Genomic DNA, 21,900 nt, shown 5'->3' on the forward strand with positions numbered 1-21,900 from the left:
CTTCCTTCCTTAATTAAAGATTTTTTGATATGCCTGGATTGCAGCCAATTGATTTGATGCGTCGATTACGAATTTGCGACGATCTTTTTGGGCATCACGTAACATACTTGCAATAAATTCCGTGGTTAGCCCAGCAATCAAATCAACTTCGTCAATTTGCTTACCCATTGGGATTTCGGGGAGTTCTATCTTTAACTTACCGTTCTCATTACTAATTTTAAAAACATACACTTTCATTTCACTTTCCTTTCTTGTTTAAAACATCTTTCACTTCCGCCATTTTCTGACGGCCTTTTTCTTTGTCCGGCGCGGGCTTCGCCAACATCGCCCTCGGTATCAACCGTGGCGGTAGGTTGCGGCGCAGTTCGGCGGGTTGCGGCCATGTTTCTGCCGCCTGCAACACCTTAAACCCCGTCTGAATCCGTATCGGGTCATACTCCGGCGAGACGATTTCCTTGGCTTCCTTCAGTTGCCGATACCAAATTTCCGCGACTACCGGCAGGTCTTGCGCTGCGGGGCGGTTGGGCAGATTGAGCGCGGCGAGCAATGCAAACCCTGCCGCGATTTCCCGTTTCGCCCAATCATTCCCCGCCCATTCGCCCAAGGCTGCCACACCCTGCCGCAGCTTGGACGGCGCACCACCTTCGCCCCCTCTCCCCGTGGGAGAGGGCTGGGGAGAGGGCAACCCCGAACCCTGCCACTGGCTCACAATCTCCAACAAATAACCATGCGATTTAAGCGGCAGTTTCAGACGGCCTTGGTCGCGTGCATTGACCGTCTCGTTAAAGCCATGAATCCAAGCCTCGGTAGGGGCAGGAAAACAAACCCCATCACGCGCCGCCTCCTGCGCCTTAATCATCGGCAGCAACTCATTCAACAGTTTCGCGGTACGCGCCCAAGAGAGCTGGGACTTGGCAGGGCGGAATAAACCGATATACCGTATCGCCGCTTTCCCGATATCAGCATCAAGTTCCAGCAACATCTTCAGCACTTCGGCTGCTTCAGCATCACTGACTAAACTATCCAAGCTGTTGGCCGCTCCGCAGTTAGGACAACGGCAAATCATGATTCAATCTCCCAAATATCGCGGCGGCGAATAACTTTCTCGGTTTTAACTTTCCGTCGTATCCATTGGCCGCAGTATTCGCAGCACCGACTGTTTTTATTAACTTCACGCCATTTATGCGCATACCCGTCAATAGCACAGGCTCCAATACGTTTGTAATCACACCATTCGACTTTTTCGACAACTTGTCCGCCTGGCTTAAATGCATAAATCTCTACCTTGCCATTGGGTAAAAAACTGATGGGAGCACCGGTAAACCATCCGTCACTGTCATGCCATCCGATACGCCAGATACCCAACGTGTCAAACTTTTCGATAACCGGCATTCCTCTATGCGGTATAATTTTTTTGTTCTTTTTCAAAAATCTATAAATAAAATTGCTATATTTCGGACTCTTTTTAGGGTTGTATTGCTCAATGTCCATCACGCTTCCTCCCATAAAGTTATCGCCCGAGCCAAAGTTTCCGCTTCCGCCGTTTTCCACATCCCGTCCGGCGACCGCGCGGCAATCACAAATCCCTCGCCGTCCTTCTTCATCAACATCAGCTCGCCACGGTCTTCGATCCATTCTGCAATTTCTTTTGCATTCATTTTTAAATTCCTTTTAAATCAATACCTTATATTTACAATAAGGCAAAAAAATATAGAGCAACATCAACGGCTTACCGTTTTAATTGTCGTCATACCCGTCATGGCATTTGCCTATCATGTGCAATACGACGATTCGGGCCAGCAGTTCAAGCCAAATCCCCAGCACCACCAACACCGCCAATCCGACAACAAACCAAATCATTTTTTCTCCTCCTTCTTCTCGGCAGGCCGTTTAAAACGCGCCTGATATTCCTCGATTTCACGCTCTCGGCTTTTTTGCGCCATTCGCGCCGTCGCACGCCTGCGGTGTTGTCCCCAAGCCTGCCAATCCGTATTACGTCGTCCGAAACTCATTTCACACATCCTTTCACAATCGCCTTATCGCCATATTTCGCGCGGATTTCCTTAAGCGCACGTTCCAAAGCCTCTTGTTTCGCCGTAGGGCTCAATGGCTTATCGCTCATAAACAATCCCTTTCATTTTTTCCTCCGTACTCATCGACTCGTATTGCTCGCCCAAAGCTTGAGCCTCCAAATCCGCCATACGCTCGCGGCGCGACATTTCCAATTTCGCCGCCGACACCACCGGCTTAGAGCAGCTATGCAGCATCGTTCCCACCAAAACCGCCCAAAACAACAACCAAAAAGCCAAACCGATCCACTTGGTTTTTCGTTCGCAAAACAAATTAGACATTTTCCTATTTCCTTATAAATCAATTACTTAATATTTTCTCAAGGCAAAAAAATTATTGCGTACCCAATCCGCCTTCACTTGAGCCGCCCATTCCTTGGCTTCCTCTTTGCTTTCAAATCGCTTCCGCAGTCGGCGGATTTGCAACCATGCGAAGCCTTCTTTCCGCTTGCCGCGCACATCAGCCCGCCAAATCTTGCGCCGTTTATGGGTTTCGTAGTCGTGCCAAGTGTCCTCATAGACTCCGGCGTGTACCGCATATTCTTGTCTCATTTCAGACGGCCTTTCTTATCGGATAATCAGGGAGCTGTATTTCTTAACGATACCGGCCTGCATCTTGATACCGTTCTTGTTCGCCGTGCGTACCGCGCCGCGCATCAATTTGCTCATCCGGCGCGTATTGCCGTTGCTATGTTTAACCAGTTCCAAGAGCGTCTCCTCGTCCGCATCAGGCAAAGCCGCTTTCGCAATCTCAAATAGCTCGTCATCCGGCAAAGATTCGCCCAAATTCAGCGCAACAGACACGCGGCTGTAAAGCTGCACCAGCTCGCCATGCTTACCGCGCAGGTTGGCCACCAGTCGGGGCATACCGCTCAACACCAAGCCGCAGCCAGTCTCATCGTGCAGACGGCGTACAATTTCAAGGGCGCGTAACGGCAGGTTTTCCGCTTCATCGACCACAATCAGACGGCCCGAATCGCGCAGGCGGTCAGATACAGACTCAAACAAATCATTCAAACTGCCCATCGCCGATACCTTCGCCGCTGTCGCCAACTTGCGCATCAGGACCAAAGCCGTAAAGCTCGGATTAGCCTCAATCAAGATGGCCGCAGGGTTTTTCTCGCAGTAGTTTTTGACCGCCTGCGTCTTGCCCAAACCCGCCTGACCGTAGATCACCACCGTTTCGCCGCCTTCGTGCGCATCGCGCATCACTTCTGCAATACGGCGTGTCGTCTTAGTCGATACAAATCCCAACACCAGCTCTTCACGTTGCGCCTTACTGTCCTGCATCTCCAAAAACGCCTCGATTTTCGGCTCGATGGTTTCATAATTGCCGCCTTTTTCCGCATAAGTACCATTGAGATACATACTGATGGATGCCGGCGAAGTACCGATACCGCGTGCCAGTTGGGTTTGGTTCATACCTGATTTGGCTTTAAATTCAGCCAGTTTTTGTTGCAATGTATGATTGATTTGTTTCATTTTTTTAGTCCTTTTAAAAGAGGTTTAAAACCGTTTTAACTTCTATCCGCCTCAAACAACACAAAATTGTCCGTGCCCGTTTTCGGCAATACCGCATACTCCGCCTTGATGACGTTTCCGCCCAAATTTCCCAGCTCGTCCCAAACCGCAGCCTGTTCCAGTGCCGGATTGACTTCCGCGTTTGCGAGCTTGATTGCATTTTCCGCCCGCTTGATTTTGCCTTTTCGGCGTTTTTCCGCCAGTTGGTCGATACGCGCCGTCGGGAAAGCCTCGCGTGTATTGCCGTTGGCCTGCGCCTTAGTGATAAACTTGCCGTCCATATCAAACACATTGACCGCCGACGCATCGCTCAAATCGTAGCTGACCCGTACCTCGTCCTTGTGATACTCCGCCAGCTCAGTTGAGAAATAAGAGTTGTTGAACAAATCCAGCCAACCGCGCTGTACTTTTCGCACCTCTTGCGGCATAAACATCGTCGCCAGCTCTTCTACCGACAACATATCCGGCGCGATACCGTCCTGTTCCAGCCTCATTTCCCGATAAGCCTTCGGCGAATAATGCCCGCCGTCCGGATGTCGGGGCAGCTCGCCGTGCGGGCGGTTGTTGTATTCGTCGATACACTTGGCCACATCCGCGATAAAACGCGACCAGCTCGGCAGTTTTTTCAAATATTTTTGTTGTTCCTCCGTCAAATCCTTGCCTTTTTCCAAAGCATTAAAAGCACTTTCCATCTTGCGGTACATCAGGTTCTTCGTGCTGCTGTCCATCCCGCTGCCCGCAAACGTCTCATACTGCCGCGCCATCTCAATCAGATTGTCTTTCCACCATCGCTCAATGATGCCGCGCCCTTGCGGGTTGCCCGCAATACCCGTTTCATGCCGGATACCCAGTCGGGACGTAATACCCGTGATTTCATGGTCTATCGTCTTGCCGGTTTGGCCGCCGCCGTTATCCGAGTAATAGATAATCGGCAAACCAAAGTGCTTGACCCCGATACGCAGAGCGTCCGATACCGCCACACAACTTTCAGCAAGAGATACCGAAAAACCGACCACAAACCGCGTACAACCATCAATAATCACCGTCACTTCCGGCTTAAACGGCCTGCCGTGTACCGGATGTGCCACCTTCGCTTTAAAGCTGTGGCCGTCGCCGATCCAAACATCGTTAGGCTTCAAAGCCCCCCAATCACGTTTCACATAAGGCAGCAGCGATTTATAAGCCGCCCCCGTTTTCCTGCCGCGCTCCTGCATAATCATCGGGAGCTTGTCCCAAACGCGCCGCACCATACTCAAGTTAGGCACATCATTGACCGGCATATTTTCCGCTTCCGCCCACTGCACAAACCGGCGGTAGCTATGTGCCAGTTTCGGAGCTGAAGGGATGTTGTGAAACTGCATAAACATCGGTAACCAACCGTAGCTTTCAATCGGCTTGACCGCCTTCGTCGTCTTCGGAGCCAAAGCGACCAACCGCTCCGTCGCGTTTTCCGCCTTAAGGTAGGCAGATATCCAGCCGTCTAAAGTACGTTCGCCAACCTTCGCCGACCGGCTGCGGTCATTAGCCTTTTCCAAATTCCCAAGCGTAACCGCGTCCAACTTACCCTCTGCCAGCAAGCCCAAAAACTGAGCCACCGCAGCCTTCGCAGAGCAACCGTATTGGTATTTGATCCCCAACACCGCCGCCACCACCGCACATCGCGCATCCGCCACCGACCGTTGTTTCTCGTTCAACAGCTTGGCCGCTTCAGCCAGTGCCTGAGCCGACATCGCCGTCCCCGGTCTGACTTGGGGCAGGGTTTTCGGCATCTTCTCCGCCAGCTCGTCCGACTGCCGTTTCATGATGGCGGCTCGGATTTCGGCTGGAAGGGAAGCGATTTCATACAGTTTTTTAGGACGGCCTCTTCCTATTTGCTCAAAACAGTGTTGCCAATTATTTTTCTTGGCATGGTATTCAATCCCTTGTCTATCAGTTGGTAGGCTCGGAATTCCTAATTTCGCAATATCAGATGCAGATATTTTCATTTTTTCCGCTTTCTATTTTTGCTTAAATGCGTTACTCTTTTGGAACTATTTAGCAAAACAGTTATCTATTTATAGATCTTGGGAAGGTTGGCTTATGGTTTCGTTTCTCAAAACGAGATGGCCAGATTTCTTCTGCGGGTACTCCAATCGCTGCTGCAATGATTCTTTCGCCTTTCAGATAAGGAGCATCTAAAGCTTTCCCTAATGTATTTGGTGCTAAATTAGCCTCGATAGATAACGCTCTCACAGACCAGCCTGCCTTTTTAAGACGAGCCACAATGTCAGCACGATGCCAATCAGTCATGGTTTCTTGCTTTTTTTTCATTCTCGCAATTCCTTAATTAAGTAGGTTTATTAACCGCCGTTATTTAGTAAGTGAGTGAATTATATTTAGCAAAACAGTTTCCTGCAACTCTTTTGCTAAAATATTTTTCTCAAAAACGTAATTATTTTTACAACATATTGATTATTTGAGTAATCTTATTTAAGTAAAAGAGTTTCTTTTTTGCTTAATGTTTTGCTTAAATGAGTTAAATCAGGATTACTATGGATACTTTTTTAGATAGGCTCAAATTTCTTTGGCCTCATGGGGCTAAGCCATCTGACATCTATAACAAGATAGAAATGTCGGCTTCTGGATTTAATAGAGTTTGGAAAGAGGGAGCTATCCCAACAGCCGATTACCTAGTAAAAATTCAAGAAGTTACCGGTTGTGATTTAAACTGGCTGCTGACCGGCAAAGGCTTACCGTATCTTGATAAAGCTAGGCCGGAAAACGCCGGAGCATTCTCTGTAAGCAGAAATTCTGATGGAATTACCGACACTATGGGCAACCCTGTCGACTTGTCAGAGTTTGTATTCGTGCCGCGCTACAACGTAGCCGCAGCAGCAGGGTATGGCGCACCGGTCTTCGGCGAAGAACCTTTGTTCTGCTTGGCTTTCCGGAAATATTGGATTGACAACTATGTGACCAAACAGCCGGAAAAGCTGTCTGTAATTACCGTTAAAGGCGATTCAATGGAGGGCGTGCTCAATCATGGGGATTCCATTCTCATCAATCACGCCGAAACCGACCCGCGTGACGGCCTATATGTCTTGCGTATAGGCAATGACCTCTTTGTCAAACGTGTGCAACGTATACCGGGCAAACTGCTTGTAACGTCCGAAAATCCACGTTACGCACCGTTTGAAATAGATTTGAGCAATGCCCAAGACGACATCGCCATCATAGGCCGTGTTGAGTGGTATGGCCGGAGTATTGATTAAATCCATTTTAAAAACCTCTTAAAACAGTTTTAAAAATTCCCTAATCTCGTCAGCTTTAAACAGAAAACCGCGCATTCCGGCGCGGTTTTGTGAAAAAGCTGGCGTAACTTTTCCGGATACAAAAAAACGCCGAAATCCACGTCTTTCGAAGATTTCAGCGTTTTTTTACTCTATTTGTTCCTTGTGCAAAAACTAACAGTCCCCCACAGAAAACAGCCGAAAATTTGTGTTTGAATTTCGGCTATTGGGAGGAAAAGAAATTTTACAAAGGTCTCATTTTAAAATTTCACAAAATAATAAGGCCGTCTGAAAATCCTTTTTCAGACGGCCTTATCATTCAAATCAGAAGGACTTAAACCAAGTTCTCCAGCATCCATTTCACGTAACGGCTGACGCCTTGTTTTACATCCAAAAATTCTTCTGTATACCCGGCTTCGCGCAGCTTGGTGATGTCCGCTTGAGTGAAGCTCTGATATTTACCTTTAAGTGCATCGGGGAATGGGATATAGCGAATAAGTTCTTCTTCAACCAACTCTTTCAGACTCATTTCAGGCTTGCCTTCGGCTGCACGGCAGGCGTTGACGGTGGCAGCGGCAAGATCGTTAAACTGTTGGCTGCGGCCTGTACCGAGGTTAAAGATGCCTGAAAGCTCAGGATGATCGAAGAAGTAAAGGTTAACTTTGGCAACGTCTTCTACGCTGACAAAGTCGCGGGTTTGTTCGCCGTTACCATAGCCGTCATTGGCACCAAACAGGTTAACATAGCCGTGTTCTCGGTATTGGTGGAAATGATGGAAGGCGACGGATGCCATACGGCCTTTGTGTTGCTCCTGCTGTCCATATACGTTGAAGTAGCGGAAGCCGACGACTTGGGCGGTCAGGCCTTCTTTCATACGACGGCGCAATACTTGGTCAAACAAGAATTTAGAGTAGCCGTACACATTGAGTGGTTTTTCCAGTTTGCGCTCTTCGCGGAAGATTTCGCCTTTGCCGTACACGGCGGCACTGGAAGCGTAGAGGAACGGAATACGTTCATCCTGACACCAGTCCAAAAGATCGAGCGTGTATTGGTAGTTGTTATCCATCATGTAAAGGCCGTCATGATTCATGGTATCGGAACATGCGCCTTGATGGAAAACGGCTTCGATATCGTCGTAAGGCAGAAGATGGCCGCGCACTTGACGGATAAATTCGTGTTTATCGAGATAGTGGGCAATTTCACACTCGGCAAGGTTTTTAAATTTTTCGCCTTTGCTCAGATTGTCGACGGCAACAATGTCGGTAATACCGCGCTGGTTAAGTGCTTTAACGATGTTGCTGCCGATAAAGCCGGCCGCGCCTGTTACGATAATGGTCATAATGAATTTCCTTTATTTTGATTTTTCAGACGGCCTTGAAGAAATCATGCCGTCTGAAAATAAAAACTTTTCTGTCTGGTTTATTTTCCAACTCTATTTTCAGACGGCATTTAGAATTTTAAGGCCGTCTGAAACAATCATTATTGCTCTTCCAATGCATTGGTCAATTCGGCAAACGAGCAAACCGCCGTACCAAGTTTTGCCACGACAACGCCTGCTGCCGTATTGGCAAGGTGCATCGCTTCGGGCATGGTATAACCTGCCGCCAAACCCAAGCCCACTCCGGCAATAACGGTATCGCCCGCACCGGATACATCATAGACTTCTTGAGCCCGTGTAGGCTGATAAATCGGCTCGCCCTCATTGAACAGGGTCATGCCCTCTTCGCTTCGGGTCAGCAAAATCGCATTCAAATCAAGATGACGGCGCAAGTTTTGGGCTTTTTCGGTCAAATCGTTTTCGTTTCTCCAGCTGCCCACCACTTCTTTCAATTCTGCACGATTCGGCGTAATCAGCGTAGCGCCGGCATATTTTTCGTAATCGTCGCCTTTGGGATCGATTAAAACCGGTTTACCGGCCTGTTTCGCCCAATCGATCATATCGGAAATATGCGACAGGCCGCCCTTGCCGTAATCTGAAAAAATAATGGCATCATATTCGGGCAACACTTCGCGGTATTGCTGCTTGATTTGTTCCAATACCTCACGATGCGGCGGCTCTTCAAAATCAAGTCGGATAAGCTGCTGGTTGCGAGCAACAACGCGCAGTTTGACAGTAGTCGCAATCTGCTTGTCGCGCATCAGATAGGAAGAAACACCGTCTTGCACCATCAACGCATCCAGTGCATCCGCAGCTTCATCATCGCCGGTTACGGACAACAGCCCTGCTTTACCACCCAATGAGGCGATATTGCGTGCAACGTTTGCCGCGCCACCCGCGCGTTGGTCGATACGTCCGATTTTCGCCACCGGCACGGGGGCTTCAGGAGAAATACGGGACACATCGCCAAACCAATAACGGTCGAGCATCACATCGCCGACAACCAGGACTTTGGCTTGTGCAAAACGAGATTTGAGGGTTTCTTGTTGGAACTTGGTGGGCATATTGCCTCCGTTGTGTTTTTTTCAGACGGCCTCAACCTGTAAGGTCGCTTAAAAATCAGTTTGCTTCAAGGTTTACCACGCGGTTCACTTCGCGCAATACGGCTACTGGGTCGGCAGCTTTGGTTACCGGACGGCCCATTACCAGATAAGTCGAGCCTGCCGCCAATGCTTCGGCCGGTGTCATGATGCGGCGTTGATCGTCGTTATTGCCGGCAACGTCCAAGCGGATACCCGGCGTGACCAAGACAAAATCTTGTCCCAATTCACGGCGCAACGGTGCGGCTTCTTGGGCGGAACATACCACGCCGTCCAAGCCTGAACTTTGCGCCAGTTTCGCCAAGCGGATGACTTGTTCTTCAGGGGCGATGTTTAAACCGATTTCTGCCAAGTCGCTTTGTTCCATGCTGGTCAATACGGTTACGCCGATCAAAAGCGGCTTGGTGTGATATCCGGCAACGGCTTCTACGGCAGCTTCCATCATGCGGCGGCCGCCCGATGCGTGCATATCGACCATCCAAACGCCCATATCGGCGGCAACTTTGCATGCCTGCGCAACGGTGTGGGGAATATCGTGGTATTTCAAATCAAGGAAAAGTTTGAAACCTTGATTGATTAAGCTTTCTGCCAAACTGCGACCGGTCGCGGTAAACAGCTCTTTGCCGATTTTGATTTGACACAATGTCGGGTCAAGATTACGGACAAATCCGAGTGTGTCTTTTTCGTTGGCAAAATCAAGGGCGACGATAACGGGAGTATGTTGTTGCTGGGTTTGGAAGTCGGAGATTAAGGGATTCATAAGATGCCTGCGGATAAACGGTTATAGCTTCGATTTTAACAGCTTTTGTACACGAAAGGCCGTCTGAAAGTATTTTTTCAGACGGCCTCATCACAACATACCTTAATTATTCTTATATAAATCTAAAATTTTTACAGAAAATTCATCATCACTGAAAAAAAAGGCTGGTGGAACTTCCAATACTTCAGCAATTTTCTGCAAAGTATTCAAATCAGGCTGATGATTTCCTTTCTCATAGCGATTAATACGCGTACTTGCCACAAACTCATCTAATCCTATCGCCAGTCCCAGTTTCTCCTGCGTCAAATTTTTTGCTTTTCTTGCTTCCTTAAATCGCCTTGTAAAAATTTCTTGTAAATTCATAACTTCTATCCTAAAAATCAAAGTTACGAATTTCGTATATTTTTCTTGATTATTTACTACGAATAACGTAGTATTACACCGTTTTATATCTTATCTGTTACGAGAAAACTATGACACCAGCTCAAGAATCAAAATGCCATAAAATTATCCATTCTCATGCAGTTGCTGCTGCCGCAGGTAATGCCGTTCCCGTCCCAGGACTTGGTATCGCTACAGATATGGTTACAATGACTACCATGTGCACAAGTCTTTGTGCTGTTTTTGGCGGGAATATGACCGAAGCAGCTGCCAAGGCAATGGCTATTGCTGCAATTAAAAATACCATGTTAAAACAACCCATAAAAACAATAGCAAAAGAACTGTCAAAATTAATTCCAGGCTTAGGCAGCGTTGTTGCACCAACTATTTCTGTTGCATTACTTGAAGCAGCAGGATGGACTCTAGCAAAAGAACTGGAACAAAAATTCAGTTGATCCACATTCAATAATATGAAAAGGCCGTCTGAAAATATTTTTTCAGACGGCCTTATGATTTTACTTTAGTAAAACTTATTTGCCCAAAGCTTTCAATACTTCGGCTTTCACGGCTTCTACCGGCTGAGTGCCGTCGACTTTGATGTATTTCGGCGCGTGTTCGCCTTCCAGTTTGCTGTAGAAATCAACCAAAACTTCGGTTTGTTCATGGTAAACGGCAAGGCGTTTTTTCACGGTTTCTTCTTTGTCGTCGTCGCGTTGAATCAAATCTTCGCCGGTTACGTCGTCTTTACCTTCGACTTTGGGCGGATTGTAGGTAACGTGGTAAGTACGGCCGGAAGCCAAATGCACGCGGCGGCCGCTCATGCGGTCGACAATCACGCTGTCGGGTACGTCGATTTCAACAACCGCGTCCAAATCCACGCCTGCTTCAACCATCGCTTCGGCTTGTGCCAATGTGCGTGGGAAACCGTCAAACAGGAAACCGTTTTTGCAGTCGTCTTGGGCGATGCGTTCTTTCACCATGCCGATGATGATGTCGTCGCGCACCAAACCGCCTTCATCAATAATTTTTTTTGCTTCCAAACCCAGCGGGGTGCCTGCTTTGATGGCTGCGCGGAGCATGTCGCCGGTAGAAATTTGAGGAATGCCGAATGCGGCGGTGATGAATTGAGCCTGAGTGCCTTTGCCTGCGCCAGGTGCGCCCAACAATAATACTTTCATGATGAGTCCTTCTTGGTTTATGGATTTGATGTTTGTTTAATTCTACACGCCTTGCGTTTATCGTTCAAAACTTCAGACGGCCTGCTCTGCGCCAAAGTGCTGCCACGCATCATCGCGCATTTCGATAAACCAGCTGTCTTCGGGGAAGCGTTCCAACGCGTCTTTCAACGTGGAAAGTAGGTTTTGGGACAAGGCTTTTGCCAAATATTCTTCCTCGTTGGCTTCTGCCGCTTTGTCCGGTTGTTGCGCCAAACCGAGGGCGCGTGTCCGATGGCCATGTGCCAGATAGTTGAGCGCAATCACTTTTTGCGCCCAAAGCTGGGGAATGTCGGGGCTTTCCTGCAACAACACCGATAAAATCGATACGGCGACTGCCAACCGTCCGCCGGTCATGCGCAAATCTAAAGACTGGTTGGGCGGCAGGGTGCTGAGCATTTCTGCCATGCGAAACCAAAATTCGCCGCTGGCCTCGTCTGGCGCGGCTACTTTCAACATTTCGTAGTTGAACTCTTGATCGTCGTCTTTGACCAGCAAAGCGACATCGGCAAGCAGTTTTTGTTCGTCACGGCTCAAATGGCGTAAATCATTCATGTTTTTTCCTTTCAGACGGCCTCGAACACAGCCCTTACCCTGTCCAAATCTTCCTGCGTATCCACGCCGGCGGCTGGCGCTTCTCGGGCAATTTCAACGGCAATCGGATAGCCGTGCCACAGGACGCGCAATTGTTCCAGCGATTCGATGGTTTCCAAAGGAGAAACTTCCATTTCGGAATAGCGTTGCAGGAAGCCTGCGCGGTAGGCATAAATGCCGATATGGCGTAAAACGGCTGTTTCTGAAGGCAATTCGCGTTTTTCGGCGCGCATGGTGTCGCGCGGATAAGGAATCGGAGCGCGGCTGAAATAGATGGCGTTGCGGTTTTTGTCGAGGACGGCTTTGACAACGTTGGGATTCATAAACTCGTCAAAATCGTGCAATTCGTGGGCAGCCGTCGCCATTTGCACATTGTTTTCAACCAAAACTTCGGCCGTACGGTTGATGAGTTCGGGATCGATTAAAGGCTCGTCGCCTTGTACGTTCACAACAATCAGATGCTGCGGCAGTTTCAGCGTATTGGCCGCTTCGGCAAGGCGCGTTGTACCGCTTTCGTGTTGATTGGAAGTCATGACCACTTCGACACCGTGCGCCTGACAGGCCGTCTGAATATCCGGATGGTCGGTGGCAACGACAACACGCGCAGCCTCGCTTTTTGCTGCTTGTTCGGCAACACGTACAACCATCGGTTTACCGTGAATATCGGCCAAAGCCTTACCCGGCAGACGTGAAGAATCCAACCGCGCCGGAATCAATACGACAAATTCGGTCATGCTTTCAGTTCCTCTTCGCTTAACGGGCGCGCTTCGTTTTCCAACATATAAGGGATGCCGTCACGAATCGGATAAGCCAGCTTCGCCTGCCGGCTCCACAATTCCTGTTTGTCCTGATGATATTCCAGCCTGCCTTTGGTAACGGGGCAGACGAGGATGTCTAAGAATTTTTTTTCCATGGGTTTCTTTCGTTTGATAAATTGGAGGTCGTCTGAAATATTTTCAGACGACTATAATTTATTTCTTATGCTTTTTCCCAACCTGTTTGGCTTGTTTACAGCTTGTATCAGGTTTTTTGCCGCCGCACATGATACCTTGCATCTCTTTCGCAAATTCAGGCATATGACGCTGTGCAACTTTCTCTGTTAATGCCAATCCAAAAGTCATTAGTTCGTTCATAGCTTGATTGAGCATAAGAGGAGTCTTAACAACAACAGCCTGCCCGACAGGTGAACTATTAAAGGCAATCATGCCGTCAACTTCTTCTTGAGTGTATGTTAATTTGGCATTCTTTAATAAATTATTGCGGATAGTCTGTTTCACTTCGGGCGTGATCAAATCTCTCAAAACATTTTCGCGATAACGATCAATAGCTTTTGCCATTTGCTCTTTTTTCGCTTCCGGTACTTTGGCAAGGGCTTTATCTGCATACGGTTTAAATCCAACATTGAAACCGTCAATCATATTTTTTTCTAATTCCCGGTCAAAAAACTGCGTATCCAACCAACGCTCCAGCGACTCATCGCTAGGTGTAGCGGCAAACGCATTGGCACACAATGCCAGCGCGGCGAAGGGCAATAATAAGGTTTTCAGCTTCATCTTTTTCTACCTTTCAACAAAAAATAAATATTTTCAGATAGTCGGAAAATTATTTGGCACACTTCTGCAAATGTTGGTTGCCTTTGCATAAAATACCATGTGTTTGTTCCTCAAAAGCAGGCGTATATTTATTGCTTGCATTGAGGTAGTTTTGACTCATGTTTTTTTGGATAATCTCATCACTTAGCTTATCGAAATGCTTGACTTTTTCGAGCGCAGACTTACCGGCACCATGCCCAAATGCTTCAGCCATCTTTTCTATATCCGATTGGCTCAATACATCCTCAAGATTTCCACCATGCTGTTGTGAATTTCTTATCTTTTTCAAAATATTTTTTCCCTGAGGTGAAGAGAAAAAACGGTTGGTTACATCGACTTCTTCTTGTGTAAATACTTTCTGTACGGCACGCTTTTCTTCATCCAACCATTGCTTTTTCAACTCAGGACGGCTCAAATCGTCTTGCATGTTTTTCATATAACGGCTGATGACCGCCTTCATCTGCGCTTTTTGAGCTTTGGGCGTCATCGTTAACAAGCGTTCATTGTCCTCTTTATTCACCATCTCCAAAGAACGTTGTACTTTCTCGCTATAATTACTGCTTATCCCTTGAATCTCCAACCATTTCATTGCAGATTCATCACTTGGTTTAGCAGCCAGACTTTGAGTGGATACAAATAAAGCTGCGCAAGCGACCAACAAATATTTTAACTTCATGATTTACTCCTATCGCGTAGTTTGAAGATCATCTTTAAAACATCTGTGAAACATCTATAAGCATTTAGATTGAAACATTCGCGGATACAAACGCCGCCAAGTCCGGCTCAATTATCGCATAAACAGGCAAGACCCACACATGATTCAGGCCGTGGCCGTCTGAAAATTTGACCGCATCCTTTTCCGTGATAATCACCACATCTGCATTCGGCAAATCCGCTGCCGTAATATCTGCATGATCAGGCAAGGCAACGGTTTGTTTCAAAGCGATATTCATGCTTTGCAACGTATTGAAAAAACGCTCCGGCTTAGCGATACCGGCGACGGCAGCGACGGTTTGATTTCCCAAGCCTTCCAAATCCAATTTCTCAAACGGCCTGTTCAACCGGTAAATCCGCCCTGTTTCAATATGGCTGACAAACATATTTTCAGACGGCTTAAATGCCGCATCTGCCTTTCCGCCACTGACGACGACCGCATCAACGGAAGCCAATCGCGACAAAGGTTCGCGCAAGCTGCCGTTGGGCAGTAAATCCAAATCCGTCCGCCCCGTATCCGCCGCCGGGAATACGGCAATTTCCATATCGCGCTGCAAGGCATAATGTTGCAAGCCGTCGTCGGTCACAATCAATTCAAGCTCCGGATGCGCTGCAAGCAATGCCCTGCCTGCTTCTGCACGGCTGCTGCCTACCGCCGTCGGCGCACCGGTTTGGCGAAACAGCAATAAAGGCTCGTCGCCTGCATCTGCCGCACTGCTGGCTGTATTCAATACATGAACCGCCTTACTCTTGCGCCCATAACCTCGGCTGATGATACCGACCTTAACGCCCTTTTCCTGCAAACCCGACACCAGCGCAGCGACTATCGGCGTTTTCCCTGTTCCGCCTGCATGGATATTGCCGACTACCACCACAGGCACAGGCAATTTTTCGCTTTTCAGACGGCCTGAAACAAAATCATCGCGCCGTTTCGCCGCAATTTTGGCAAACAGCTTGGACAATGGTTTTAACAGCAAAGACAAAAACGGATTGGGGGATTGCCAATGGCGTTCGATAATTTGGTGGAGTTTGGGCATACGCACGGCTTTTGAAGCGAAAATCAAACGATAATATAACACAAGCCCGCCCAGGCAAGGCCGTCTGAACATGCGCCTTTGATAATATTAAAACAAAGGGCGCAAGTTTCATAAAAACGAATACAACGAATCGCTCTAAAACCCTTATAATTCAACTTTCCCAAATTTTTCCTGTTTCGCAATGTCCGAACTCTTCGCGCCCTCCTCCATTTCCGTATCCGAACTCAACGCCCTCGCCAAAGCCTTGTTGGAAGACCATCTCGCAGGCTTGTGGATTGCCGGCGAAGTATCCAACCTGACCCGTGCTGCCAGCGGACATTATTATTTCTCGCTCAAAGACAGCCGCGCTCAGGTGCGTTGCGCGATGTTTAAGGGTGCGGCCATGCGCTTGGCGAAGCCTTTGAAAGAAGGCGACCATATCGAGGTATCAGGAAGAATCAGTATTTATGAAGCGCGGGGTGAATTTCAGATTACGGTGAACGAGGTGCGGCTCAAAGGCTTGGGGCAGCTTTACGAAGCCTATGAGCGATTGAAGGCGCAGTTGCAGGCGGAAGGCGCGTTTTCAGCGGAACGCAAGAAACCTCTGCCCGCCCGTCCGCAATGTATCGGCATCGTCACCAGCCTGGCGGCGGCAGCTTTGCGCGATGTCGTGACCACCTTAAACCGCCGCGCACCCGAAATCCCCGTTATCGTTTATCCGACGCCCGTACAAGGCACAGGCAGCGAGTTGCAAATTGCTCAAGCGATTAAAACCGCTTCGCAACGCGCCGAATGTGACGTGCTGATTGTCTGTCGCGGCGGCGGCAGCATTGAAGACTTGTGGGCGTTTAATGAAGAACCGGTTGTGCGCGCCATCGAAGCCTGCGCAATTCCCGTTGTCAGCGGCGTAGGCCACGAAACCGATTTCACACTCGCCGATTTCGTCGCCGACGTACGCGCACCCACGCCGACCGGCGCGGCAGAACTGGTCAGCCCCAACCGCCAAGAATCGTTACATCGTCTAGCCCAAGCGCAAGGCCGTCTGAAAACCGTTTTGGAGCAACGTTATTTCGATGCCAGCCAAAAACTCGACTGGTTGGCGCGGCAAATCCGTCACCCGCGCCAAAAACTTGACGATCAGCGCGCTTCAATCAGCAAGCTGGCGCAAACGCTGTCTTACTCGATGACGCAAAACCTCCGTGCCCATACCGCCCGTTTTGAACGCCAAACCCAAACCCTGAAACATTGCCGTCCTGATGTTTCCATTTACAAACACAACATCGACCGCTTTCAGACGGCCTTGTCGCATTCCTTCCGCCAGCTGCTTGTCCAACGCTGTCAAAGCCTGATCGCCCAAGCCGCATTGCTCGAAGCCGTATCGCCGCAGCATATTCTGGAGCGAGGTTTCTCCGTCGTCAAAAACACACGCGGACAAGTCATCCGCAATGCCGATACATTGAAACAAGGGCAGAAACTGCACATCACTTTTGCCGACGGCGAAACCGACGTACGCGTGACCAAAGAGCAGGCTCAGGGCGAGTTGTTTGACTGACAAAATAAAGGCCGTCTGAAACTTTATGCGATTGAAGTGAAACTATGTCTGCCTTTTAAAAATCCTTAACCTGCCAATGCGGTATAATGCCTCATCTGCACCCGCAGCATATACGGAAACATTATGGACAACTCACAAAATACAGAAAATCCGATTCCACCACGCAATTCCATCCGCAAAAACAGCATTTACCTGCTGCCCAATTCCTTTACCATCGCCGCACTGTTTTGCGCCTTCTTCGCCATTACACAGTCCATGCACGGACGTTATGAAACGGCGGCGATTGCAGTTTTCCTTTCCATGCTGCTCGACGGCATGGACGGACGCGTTGCACGTTTGACCAACAGCCAGAGCGCATTCGGTGAACAGCTCGACAGCCTCGCCGATATGGTCAGTTTCGGCGTCGCGCCTGCCCTGATTGCCTACAAATGGCAACTTTGGCAGTTTGGCAAAATCGGCTATTCCGTCGCCTTTATCTACTGCGCCTGCGCCGCTCTGCGTTTGGCACTGTTCAACACGCTTATCGGCAAAGTCGACAAACGCTGGTTTATCGGCGTTCCAAGCCCGACCGCCGCTGCGTTGATTGTCGGCCTGATTTGGGTCAACCACAGCATCGAACGCTTCCCCGGCGTGCATTGGTGGGCATTGGGCATTACCCTGTTTGCCGGCATTTCCATGATTGTGCAGATTCCGTTTTGGAGCTTCAAAGAAATCAACATCCGCCGCCAAGTACCGTTTATGGGCATGGTGTTGGCCGTGTTGGTATTGCTGCTCATCAACTGGGAGCCTTCTCTCGTCCTCTTCCTATTTTTCCTCGGTTACAGCCTGTCCGGTTATGTGATGGCAGTCATCCGTTGGTTTAAAAAACGCCATAAAGCACACAAACACGACAAGGCCGTCTGAAATGTGGTCTTGGGACATCATCCTTGCCCTGCTCGCCGTCGGCAGCGCAGCGGGCTTTATTGCCGGACTATTCGGCGTAGGCGGTGGCACGTTGATTGTTCCCGTTGTCTTATGGGCGTTGCAGCTGCAAGGCATAGGCAGCCACCCCTATGCCCAGCATCTTGCCATCGGCACTTCCTTTGCCGTCATGGTGTTTACTACCTTCTCCAGTATGTACGCCCAACATAAAAAGCACGCCATTGATTGGGCGACCGTCCGCCGAATGACGCCGGGCATGATACTTGGCGTACTCCTCGGCGCGGTAACGGCAAAATATATGCCGACGCTGGCTTTGCAAGTTTTCTTTATTGCATTTCTTGCCTTTATCGCAGTCAAAACCCTACGCGATTCCAAACCCAAACCTTCACGCACCCTGCCTGCCCTCCACGGCCTGACAGCCGTGGGTACGCTTTTTGGGGCGGCTTCAAGTTGGGTCGGTATCGGCGGCGGTTCGCTATCCGTTCCATTTCTACTATATTGCAACTTTCCGGCACACCGCGCCATCGGCACATCTTCAGGTCTGGCATGGCCGATTGCGATTGCCGGCACCATCGGCTATTTTGCCAACGGTTTACATGTTGCCCACCTGCCTGAAGGCGCGGCAGGCTTTATCTATCTTCCGGCTGTAGCCATATTGAGCGTTGCCACCATCCTCTTCGCTCCACTCGGCGTAAAAACGGCGCACAAGCTGCCCGCCCGAAAACTCAAAATCGCCTTCGGCATCATGTTGCTGCTGATTGCCGCCAAGATGGCTTGGAATTTGATACATTAAATCTTTCTTGTGAAAAAGGCCGTCTGAAATTCTTTCAGACGGCCTTTTTAATTGCAAAACAACAAACTAAATAAAACCTTTTTACCTTACCCGATTTGCCCCATCGCAAATACAGCCAAGCGCCATATCGCCCATCCTGCCACCAACAATCCGGCGCACAAACGAACCATGCGTTTTTGCAGAAAGGTTTTCAACTGCGCTGCAAATATGCCCATCGCGAGCAGGTTCGGCAAGGTCCCCAATGCAAACGCCAGCATATACAGCCCGCCGTGCAAGGCATTGCCGCTGCCCAAAGCATACAAAGACGCGCTGTACACCAAACCGCAAGGCAGCCAGCCCCAAAGCACGCCGACGCCGAAACAGGCAGGCACTGATTTAATCGGCAGCAATTTGTTCAGCAAAGGATTCAGGCGTTTCCATATCGGTTTACCGATGCCTTCGATTTTGGTTGCGGCAGTCGAAATACCGGCAAGATACAGACCGAGCAAAAGCAGCAAAACATTGGCGGCAATATACAAACCGTTTTGAACCGCGCGCGTATCGTCCAAGGAAATGCCGACCTGCCCGACCAAGCCGACCAGAAGGCCGATGACGACATAGCTGCTGATGCGCCCCAAGTTCAACAATACAATCAGCCCGATTCGGTTTAAATGTGGCGGCAGCTGCAAAGCGAATGCGCTGCTCAATCCACCGCACATGCCGACACAATGCGTTCCACCAAAAAAGCCGAGCAAAAAAAGAGTAAGAAATGTGATTTCTTGATTCATGATTTTTAATGATTCAAACGAATGGATGAGGCCGTCTGAAACTTTTCAGACGGCCTTGAGAATGAAGGACAGGCTTTTCCGCCCACCCTCTTCACGTTTTAGAAAAGCAATTAACTGCGTGCGCGTACATCAAATGCCTGACGCAAACCTTCGCCGATCATAACCAGCAAAAGCAGCATTACCGTCAGCGTAGCAACGGCAGACAGGCCAATCCACCACGCGTCCAAGTTGTCTTTACCTTGCGCCAGCAACTCGCCCAAACTTGCCTGTGAGGCAGGTACGCCCAAGCCCAAGAAGTCCAAACTGGTCAGGGCAAGTACGGCACCGGAAATACGGAAAGGCAGGAAGGCCAATACCGGCGTCAAGCTGTTGGGCAGGATATGGCGCCACATGATTTCACGGTTGCCTACGCCCATCGCGCGCGCTGCTAAAACGTAATCGGTCTGACGGTTTTTCAAAAACTCGGCGCGGACATAGTCGGACAAGCCCATCCAGCCGAAAAGCGACAGCAACACCAACAAAATCAACAGTCCCGGATTAAAGAACGAAGACAGGATAATCAAGAGGTACAACTCCGGCATACCGCCCCAAACCTCGATAAAACGCTGCATCAGAAGGTCGGTTTTACCGCCAAAATAACCCTGTACCGCGCCTGCAACCACGCCAATCACGGTAGTCACCACAGTCAACACCAAGGCAAACAACAGCGAATCGCGGAAACCGTAAACCAAGCGTGCCAACAGGTCGCGGCCGCGGTCATCCGTTCCCAAGATATGCCGTTCGGACGGTTTGGCCGGATCGGGTGCCGTATCAAAATCGTTTAAGGTATCGGCATCGTAAGGATTGGGCAGGTAAAGGGCAAAATTGCCGTCTGAAGTGATGTTGTGACGGATAAGCGGATCCAAATAATCCGCCGGCGTATCGAAATCGCCGCCAAATGTGGTTTCGTTGTATTCGTTTACCAAGGGGAAGAAATACTCGCCCTGATAGCGTATCCACAAAGGTTTATCGTTGCTCCACAAAGGAGCAAGCAAAGTGACGACAAACAAAACGGCCAAAATCCGCAAAGCCAACCAACCGCGCTTATGCTGCTTAAAGGCTTGCCAAGTAGGGTTTGAAGTAGATTTTTTCTTTTTCATGGTTCGAAACATTCTTTAATAATGGATTGAAGATATTTTCAGACGGCCTTATTTCTGTCCGCCAAAGTGAATACGCGGATCGACCCATGAATAAGAAATATCCGACACCAGTTTAGCCAACAACCCCATCAGCGTGAATACATACAGCGTACCCATTACGACAGGATAATCACGTTTCATCACTGCCTCGTAAGACAGCAAACCCAAACCATCCAGCGAGAACAGCGTTTCAATCAACAGGCTGCCGGTAAAGAACGCGCCGATAAATGCGGCCGGGAAACCGGTAATCAAAGGAATCATGGCGTTGCGGAAAATATGTTTCCACAAAATCTGTTTCTCAGGCAAGCCCTTAGCTCGTGCGGTATAAACATATTGACGGCGGATTTCTTCAAGGAACACGTTTTTCGTCAATACGGTCATTACCGCCAAGTTACCTGCCACCGAAGCGGTAATCGGCAAGGCCATATGCCACAAATAATCTTTGACTTTACCGGCCCAAGAGAGCGTATCGAAATCATCGCCGACCAAACCACCCTGAGGAAACCAGGCAAAAAAGCTGCCGCCGCCAAACAACACCAGCAACACCAAACCCAAGACAAACGGCGGTACGGTATAGCCGACCAAAATGATCATGCCCGTAATCGTATCGAATCGGCTGCCATCCCTGACCGCCTTGGCAATACCCAACGGAATACATATCAAATAAGTCAGGAAAAACGTCCACAAACCCAAACTCATCGATACCGGCATTTTTTCTTTCACCAATTCAAACACAGTTTGGTGATGGAAAAAGCTCTCACCCAAATCGAAACGGGCGAATTTCCATACCATATCGGCAAAACGCGTCAAAGGCGGCTTGTCGAAACCGTATAAAGCATTCAGCGCGGCCAAATCTTCCGCACTGATGCGGTTGCCGTTTTTGGCCAAAGTTCCGGGCATACTGTGTCCCGCCGTCTCGCCGCCAACTGCGCCCTGCGTCAGCTGCTGAACCATCTGCTCCACCGGGCCGCCGGGAACAAACTGAATCACGGCGAAAGTAATCGCCAAAATCCCCAACAGCGTGGGAATCAAAAGGAGCAAACGATGAAAGATATAACGCCACATGGTTAAGTGTTCCTCT

At 49.2% G+C, this 21,900-nt stretch carries 30 protein-coding genes; 5 read left to right on the forward strand and 25 right to left on the reverse strand.

The window, feature by feature from the left end; translation table 11 throughout:
• Positions 1-9: 9 nt before the first annotated feature.
• The 11 genes from ACTHUG_RS05825 to ACTHUG_RS05875 all read right to left on the reverse strand — a co-directional run bounded on the left by ACTHUG_RS05825 (position 10) and on the right by ACTHUG_RS05875 (position 5,900).
• Positions 10-237 carry a hypothetical protein gene (locus ACTHUG_RS05825; RefSeq protein WP_070823982.1) on the reverse strand — a complete coding sequence of 76 codons (228 nt, stop codon included), beginning with the start codon at positions 235-237 and terminating at the stop codon, positions 10-12.
• Between the two features lies 1 nt (position 238).
• Positions 239-1,066 (reverse strand): hypothetical protein, encoded by an 828-nt coding sequence (locus tag ACTHUG_RS05830; RefSeq protein ID WP_440385698.1) that lies wholly within the window; start codon positions 1,064-1,066, stop codon positions 239-241.
• Entirely contained in the window at positions 1,063-1,491 is a 429-nt protein-coding gene (locus ACTHUG_RS05835) for a hypothetical protein (protein WP_049227033.1), read from the reverse strand. The genes ACTHUG_RS05830 and ACTHUG_RS05835 overlap by 4 nt, the downstream gene beginning before the upstream one ends.
• Positions 1,491-1,658, reverse strand: coding sequence for a hypothetical protein (locus ACTHUG_RS05840; RefSeq protein ID WP_199900973.1), 168 nt, complete (start codon positions 1,656-1,658; stop codon positions 1,491-1,493). The genes ACTHUG_RS05835 and ACTHUG_RS05840 overlap by 1 nt, the downstream gene beginning before the upstream one ends.
• Before the next feature lie 79 nt (positions 1,659-1,737).
• Positions 1,738-1,860 carry a hypothetical protein gene (locus ACTHUG_RS05845; protein ID WP_281256729.1) on the reverse strand — a complete coding sequence of 41 codons (123 nt, stop codon included), beginning with the start codon at positions 1,858-1,860 and terminating at the stop codon, positions 1,738-1,740.
• Positions 1,857-2,012: a hypothetical protein gene (locus ACTHUG_RS05850; protein WP_004520477.1), complete on the reverse strand. Its 156-nt coding sequence runs from the start codon at positions 2,010-2,012 to the stop codon at positions 1,857-1,859. The genes ACTHUG_RS05845 and ACTHUG_RS05850 overlap by 4 nt, the downstream gene beginning before the upstream one ends.
• 99 nt (positions 2,013-2,111) lie before the next feature.
• Positions 2,112-2,351, reverse strand: coding sequence for a hypothetical protein (locus ACTHUG_RS05855; RefSeq protein WP_063076373.1), 240 nt, complete (start codon positions 2,349-2,351; stop codon positions 2,112-2,114).
• A 27-nt stretch (positions 2,352-2,378) separates the two neighbouring features.
• On the reverse strand, positions 2,379-2,621 hold the full coding sequence (locus tag ACTHUG_RS05860; RefSeq protein ID WP_296186341.1) for a toxin PIN: 243 nt from the start codon (positions 2,619-2,621) through the stop codon (positions 2,379-2,381).
• A 15-nt stretch (positions 2,622-2,636) separates the two neighbouring features.
• Entirely contained in the window at positions 2,637-3,551 is a 915-nt protein-coding gene (locus ACTHUG_RS05865) for an AAA family ATPase (RefSeq protein WP_070646145.1), read from the reverse strand.
• Positions 3,552-3,586: 35 nt separating this feature from the next.
• Complete coding sequence (locus ACTHUG_RS05870) at positions 3,587-5,575, reverse strand: Mu transposase C-terminal domain-containing protein (protein WP_440385697.1); 1,989 nt, start codon at positions 5,573-5,575, stop codon at positions 3,587-3,589.
• Positions 5,576-5,636: 61 nt separating this feature from the next.
• Positions 5,637-5,900, reverse strand: coding sequence for a helix-turn-helix domain-containing protein (locus ACTHUG_RS05875; RefSeq protein ID WP_082815528.1), 264 nt, complete (start codon positions 5,898-5,900; stop codon positions 5,637-5,639).
• A 221-nt stretch (positions 5,901-6,121) separates the two neighbouring features.
• On the opposite strand from ACTHUG_RS05875, the gene ACTHUG_RS05880 reads away from it, so the two are divergent.
• Positions 6,122-6,841: a LexA family transcriptional regulator gene (locus ACTHUG_RS05880; protein ID WP_002219323.1), complete on the forward strand. Its 720-nt coding sequence runs from the start codon at positions 6,122-6,124 to the stop codon at positions 6,839-6,841.
• Positions 6,842-7,193: 352 nt separating this feature from the next.
• Here the strand turns inward: ACTHUG_RS05880 and rfaD are convergent, their stop codons facing one another.
• From rfaD to ACTHUG_RS05900, 4 genes are all read right to left on the reverse strand, one after another.
• The gene (gene rfaD, locus ACTHUG_RS05885) at positions 7,194-8,198 is read right to left on the reverse strand and encodes an ADP-glyceromanno-heptose 6-epimerase (RefSeq protein WP_440385696.1); all 1,005 of its coding nucleotides are present in this window, start codon (positions 8,196-8,198) and stop codon (positions 7,194-7,196) included.
• 140 nt (positions 8,199-8,338) lie between these two features.
• Entirely contained in the window at positions 8,339-9,301 is a 963-nt protein-coding gene (rfaE1, locus tag ACTHUG_RS05890) for a D-glycero-beta-D-manno-heptose-7-phosphate kinase (RefSeq protein WP_440385695.1), read from the reverse strand.
• A 55-nt stretch (positions 9,302-9,356) separates the two neighbouring features.
• Entirely contained in the window at positions 9,357-10,097 is a 741-nt protein-coding gene (gene pyrF, locus ACTHUG_RS05895) for an orotidine-5'-phosphate decarboxylase (protein ID WP_440385694.1), read from the reverse strand.
• A gap of 102 nt (positions 10,098-10,199) precedes the next feature.
• The gene (locus ACTHUG_RS05900) at positions 10,200-10,460 is read right to left on the reverse strand and encodes a helix-turn-helix domain-containing protein (protein WP_003746109.1); all 261 of its coding nucleotides are present in this window, start codon (positions 10,458-10,460) and stop codon (positions 10,200-10,202) included.
• A gap of 110 nt (positions 10,461-10,570) precedes the next feature.
• Between ACTHUG_RS05900 and ACTHUG_RS05905 the strand changes: the two genes are divergently transcribed.
• Positions 10,571-10,933 (forward strand): hypothetical protein, encoded by a 363-nt coding sequence (locus ACTHUG_RS05905; protein WP_440385693.1) that lies wholly within the window; start codon positions 10,571-10,573, stop codon positions 10,931-10,933.
• Positions 10,934-11,008: 75 nt separating this feature from the next.
• Here the strand turns inward: ACTHUG_RS05905 and adk are convergent, their stop codons facing one another.
• From adk to lpxK, 7 genes are all read right to left on the reverse strand, one after another.
• Positions 11,009-11,656, reverse strand: coding sequence for an adenylate kinase (gene adk / locus ACTHUG_RS05910; RefSeq protein WP_440385692.1), 648 nt, complete (start codon positions 11,654-11,656; stop codon positions 11,009-11,011).
• Between the two features lie 72 nt (positions 11,657-11,728).
• The gene (locus ACTHUG_RS05915) at positions 11,729-12,247 is read right to left on the reverse strand and encodes a hypothetical protein (protein ID WP_003746102.1); all 519 of its coding nucleotides are present in this window, start codon (positions 12,245-12,247) and stop codon (positions 11,729-11,731) included.
• A gap of 11 nt (positions 12,248-12,258) precedes the next feature.
• Positions 12,259-13,020, reverse strand: coding sequence for a 3-deoxy-manno-octulosonate cytidylyltransferase (gene kdsB / locus ACTHUG_RS05920; RefSeq protein WP_204788085.1), 762 nt, complete (start codon positions 13,018-13,020; stop codon positions 12,259-12,261).
• Positions 13,017-13,199 carry a Trm112 family protein gene (locus ACTHUG_RS05925; protein ID WP_070607687.1) on the reverse strand — a complete coding sequence of 61 codons (183 nt, stop codon included), beginning with the start codon at positions 13,197-13,199 and terminating at the stop codon, positions 13,017-13,019. The genes kdsB and ACTHUG_RS05925 overlap by 4 nt, the downstream gene beginning before the upstream one ends.
• Before the next feature lie 58 nt (positions 13,200-13,257).
• Positions 13,258-13,839, reverse strand: coding sequence for a DUF2059 domain-containing protein (locus ACTHUG_RS05930; protein ID WP_440385691.1), 582 nt, complete (start codon positions 13,837-13,839; stop codon positions 13,258-13,260).
• A 49-nt stretch (positions 13,840-13,888) separates the two neighbouring features.
• On the reverse strand, positions 13,889-14,554 hold the full coding sequence (locus tag ACTHUG_RS05935; protein ID WP_440385690.1) for a hypothetical protein: 666 nt from the start codon (positions 14,552-14,554) through the stop codon (positions 13,889-13,891).
• Positions 14,555-14,618: 64 nt separating this feature from the next.
• On the reverse strand, positions 14,619-15,629 hold the full coding sequence (lpxK, locus tag ACTHUG_RS05940) for a tetraacyldisaccharide 4'-kinase (protein ID WP_440385689.1): 1,011 nt from the start codon (positions 15,627-15,629) through the stop codon (positions 14,619-14,621).
• A 181-nt stretch (positions 15,630-15,810) separates the two neighbouring features.
• Here lpxK and xseA point away from each other — a divergent pair, with 181 nt between their 5' ends.
• From xseA to ACTHUG_RS05955, 3 genes are all read left to right on the forward strand, one after another.
• Entirely contained in the window at positions 15,811-17,160 is a 1,350-nt protein-coding gene (gene xseA, locus ACTHUG_RS05945) for an exodeoxyribonuclease VII large subunit (protein ID WP_049344148.1), read from the forward strand.
• 123 nt (positions 17,161-17,283) lie between these two features.
• Positions 17,284-18,063, forward strand: coding sequence for a CDP-diacylglycerol--serine O-phosphatidyltransferase (gene pssA / locus ACTHUG_RS05950; RefSeq protein ID WP_004520826.1), 780 nt, complete (start codon positions 17,284-17,286; stop codon positions 18,061-18,063).
• Between the two features lies 1 nt (position 18,064).
• Positions 18,065-18,874: a sulfite exporter TauE/SafE family protein gene (locus tag ACTHUG_RS05955; RefSeq protein WP_004520827.1), complete on the forward strand. Its 810-nt coding sequence runs from the start codon at positions 18,065-18,067 to the stop codon at positions 18,872-18,874.
• Positions 18,875-18,960: 86 nt separating this feature from the next.
• Here ACTHUG_RS05955 and ACTHUG_RS05960 read toward each other — a convergent pair whose 3' ends face one another.
• From ACTHUG_RS05960 to ACTHUG_RS05970, 3 genes are all read right to left on the reverse strand, one after another.
• Positions 18,961-19,641, reverse strand: a complete 681-nt coding sequence (locus ACTHUG_RS05960; RefSeq protein WP_003680951.1) for a sulfite exporter TauE/SafE family protein — start codon at positions 19,639-19,641, stop codon at positions 18,961-18,963.
• A 110-nt stretch (positions 19,642-19,751) separates the two neighbouring features.
• Positions 19,752-20,792, reverse strand: a complete 1,041-nt coding sequence (locus ACTHUG_RS05965; protein WP_004520828.1) for an ABC transporter permease — start codon at positions 20,790-20,792, stop codon at positions 19,752-19,754.
• Positions 20,793-20,828: 36 nt separating this feature from the next.
• Positions 20,829-21,884 (reverse strand): ABC transporter permease subunit, encoded by a 1,056-nt coding sequence (locus ACTHUG_RS05970; protein ID WP_003746080.1) that lies wholly within the window; start codon positions 21,882-21,884, stop codon positions 20,829-20,831.
• Positions 21,885-21,900: the final 16 nt, after the last annotated feature.

This window comes from Neisseria sp. P0022.S009, from assembly GCF_051956675.1.
GTDB lineage: Bacteria > Pseudomonadota > Gammaproteobacteria > Burkholderiales > Neisseriaceae > Neisseria.

Bases quoted from the DNA above. Each gene is read 5' to 3' on its own strand.
- ACTHUG_RS05825 (WP_070823982.1), bottom strand. From the start codon at position 237: ATGAAAGTGTATGTTTTTAAAATTAGTAATGAGAACGGTAAGTTAAAG.
- ACTHUG_RS05830 (WP_440385698.1), bottom strand. From the start codon at position 1,066: ATGATTTGCCGTTGTCCTAACTGCGGAGCGGCCAACAGCTTGGATAGT.
- ACTHUG_RS05835 (WP_049227033.1), bottom strand. From the start codon at position 1,491: ATGGACATTGAGCAATACAACCCTAAAAAGAGTCCGAAATATAGCAAT.
- ACTHUG_RS05840 (WP_199900973.1), bottom strand. From the start codon at position 1,658: ATGAATGCAAAAGAAATTGCAGAATGGATCGAAGACCGTGGCGAGCTG.
- ACTHUG_RS05845 (WP_281256729.1), bottom strand. From the start codon at position 1,860: ATGATTTGGTTTGTTGTCGGATTGGCGGTGTTGGTGGTGCTGGGGATT.
- ACTHUG_RS05850 (WP_004520477.1), bottom strand. From the start codon at position 2,012: ATGAGTTTCGGACGACGTAATACGGATTGGCAGGCTTGGGGACAACAC.
- ACTHUG_RS05855 (WP_063076373.1), bottom strand. From the start codon at position 2,351: ATGTCTAATTTGTTTTGCGAACGAAAAACCAAGTGGATCGGTTTGGCT.
- ACTHUG_RS05860 (WP_296186341.1), bottom strand. From the start codon at position 2,621: ATGAGACAAGAATATGCGGTACACGCCGGAGTCTATGAGGACACTTGG.
- ACTHUG_RS05865 (WP_070646145.1), bottom strand. From the start codon at position 3,551: ATGAAACAAATCAATCATACATTGCAACAAAAACTGGCTGAATTTAAA.
- ACTHUG_RS05870 (WP_440385697.1), bottom strand. From the start codon at position 5,575: ATGAAAATATCTGCATCTGATATTGCGAAATTAGGAATTCCGAGCCTA.
- ACTHUG_RS05875 (WP_082815528.1), bottom strand. From the start codon at position 5,900: ATGAAAAAAAAGCAAGAAACCATGACTGATTGGCATCGTGCTGACATT.
- ACTHUG_RS05880 (WP_002219323.1), top strand. From the start codon at position 6,122: ATGGATACTTTTTTAGATAGGCTCAAATTTCTTTGGCCTCATGGGGCT.
- rfaD (WP_440385696.1), bottom strand. From the start codon at position 8,198: ATGACCATTATCGTAACAGGCGCGGCCGGCTTTATCGGCAGCAACATC.
- rfaE1 (WP_440385695.1), bottom strand. From the start codon at position 9,301: ATGCCCACCAAGTTCCAACAAGAAACCCTCAAATCTCGTTTTGCACAA.
- pyrF (WP_440385694.1), bottom strand. From the start codon at position 10,097: ATGAATCCCTTAATCTCCGACTTCCAAACCCAGCAACAACATACTCCC.
- ACTHUG_RS05900 (WP_003746109.1), bottom strand. From the start codon at position 10,460: ATGAATTTACAAGAAATTTTTACAAGGCGATTTAAGGAAGCAAGAAAA.
- ACTHUG_RS05905 (WP_440385693.1), top strand. From the start codon at position 10,571: ATGACACCAGCTCAAGAATCAAAATGCCATAAAATTATCCATTCTCAT.
- adk (WP_440385692.1), bottom strand. From the start codon at position 11,656: ATGAAAGTATTATTGTTGGGCGCACCTGGCGCAGGCAAAGGCACTCAG.
- ACTHUG_RS05915 (WP_003746102.1), bottom strand. From the start codon at position 12,247: ATGAATGATTTACGCCATTTGAGCCGTGACGAACAAAAACTGCTTGCC.
- kdsB (WP_204788085.1), bottom strand. From the start codon at position 13,020: ATGACCGAATTTGTCGTATTGATTCCGGCGCGGTTGGATTCTTCACGT.
- ACTHUG_RS05925 (WP_070607687.1), bottom strand. From the start codon at position 13,199: ATGGAAAAAAAATTCTTAGACATCCTCGTCTGCCCCGTTACCAAAGGC.
- ACTHUG_RS05930 (WP_440385691.1), bottom strand. From the start codon at position 13,839: ATGAAGCTGAAAACCTTATTATTGCCCTTCGCCGCGCTGGCATTGTGT.
- ACTHUG_RS05935 (WP_440385690.1), bottom strand. From the start codon at position 14,554: ATGAAGTTAAAATATTTGTTGGTCGCTTGCGCAGCTTTATTTGTATCC.
- lpxK (WP_440385689.1), bottom strand. From the start codon at position 15,629: ATGCCCAAACTCCACCAAATTATCGAACGCCATTGGCAATCCCCCAAT.
- xseA (WP_049344148.1), top strand. From the start codon at position 15,811: ATGTCCGAACTCTTCGCGCCCTCCTCCATTTCCGTATCCGAACTCAAC.
- pssA (WP_004520826.1), top strand. From the start codon at position 17,284: ATGGACAACTCACAAAATACAGAAAATCCGATTCCACCACGCAATTCC.
- ACTHUG_RS05955 (WP_004520827.1), top strand. From the start codon at position 18,065: ATGTGGTCTTGGGACATCATCCTTGCCCTGCTCGCCGTCGGCAGCGCA.
- ACTHUG_RS05960 (WP_003680951.1), bottom strand. From the start codon at position 19,641: ATGAATCAAGAAATCACATTTCTTACTCTTTTTTTGCTCGGCTTTTTT.
- ACTHUG_RS05965 (WP_004520828.1), bottom strand. From the start codon at position 20,792: ATGTTTCGAACCATGAAAAAGAAAAAATCTACTTCAAACCCTACTTGG.
- ACTHUG_RS05970 (WP_003746080.1), bottom strand. From the start codon at position 21,884: ATGTGGCGTTATATCTTTCATCGTTTGCTCCTTTTGATTCCCACGCTG.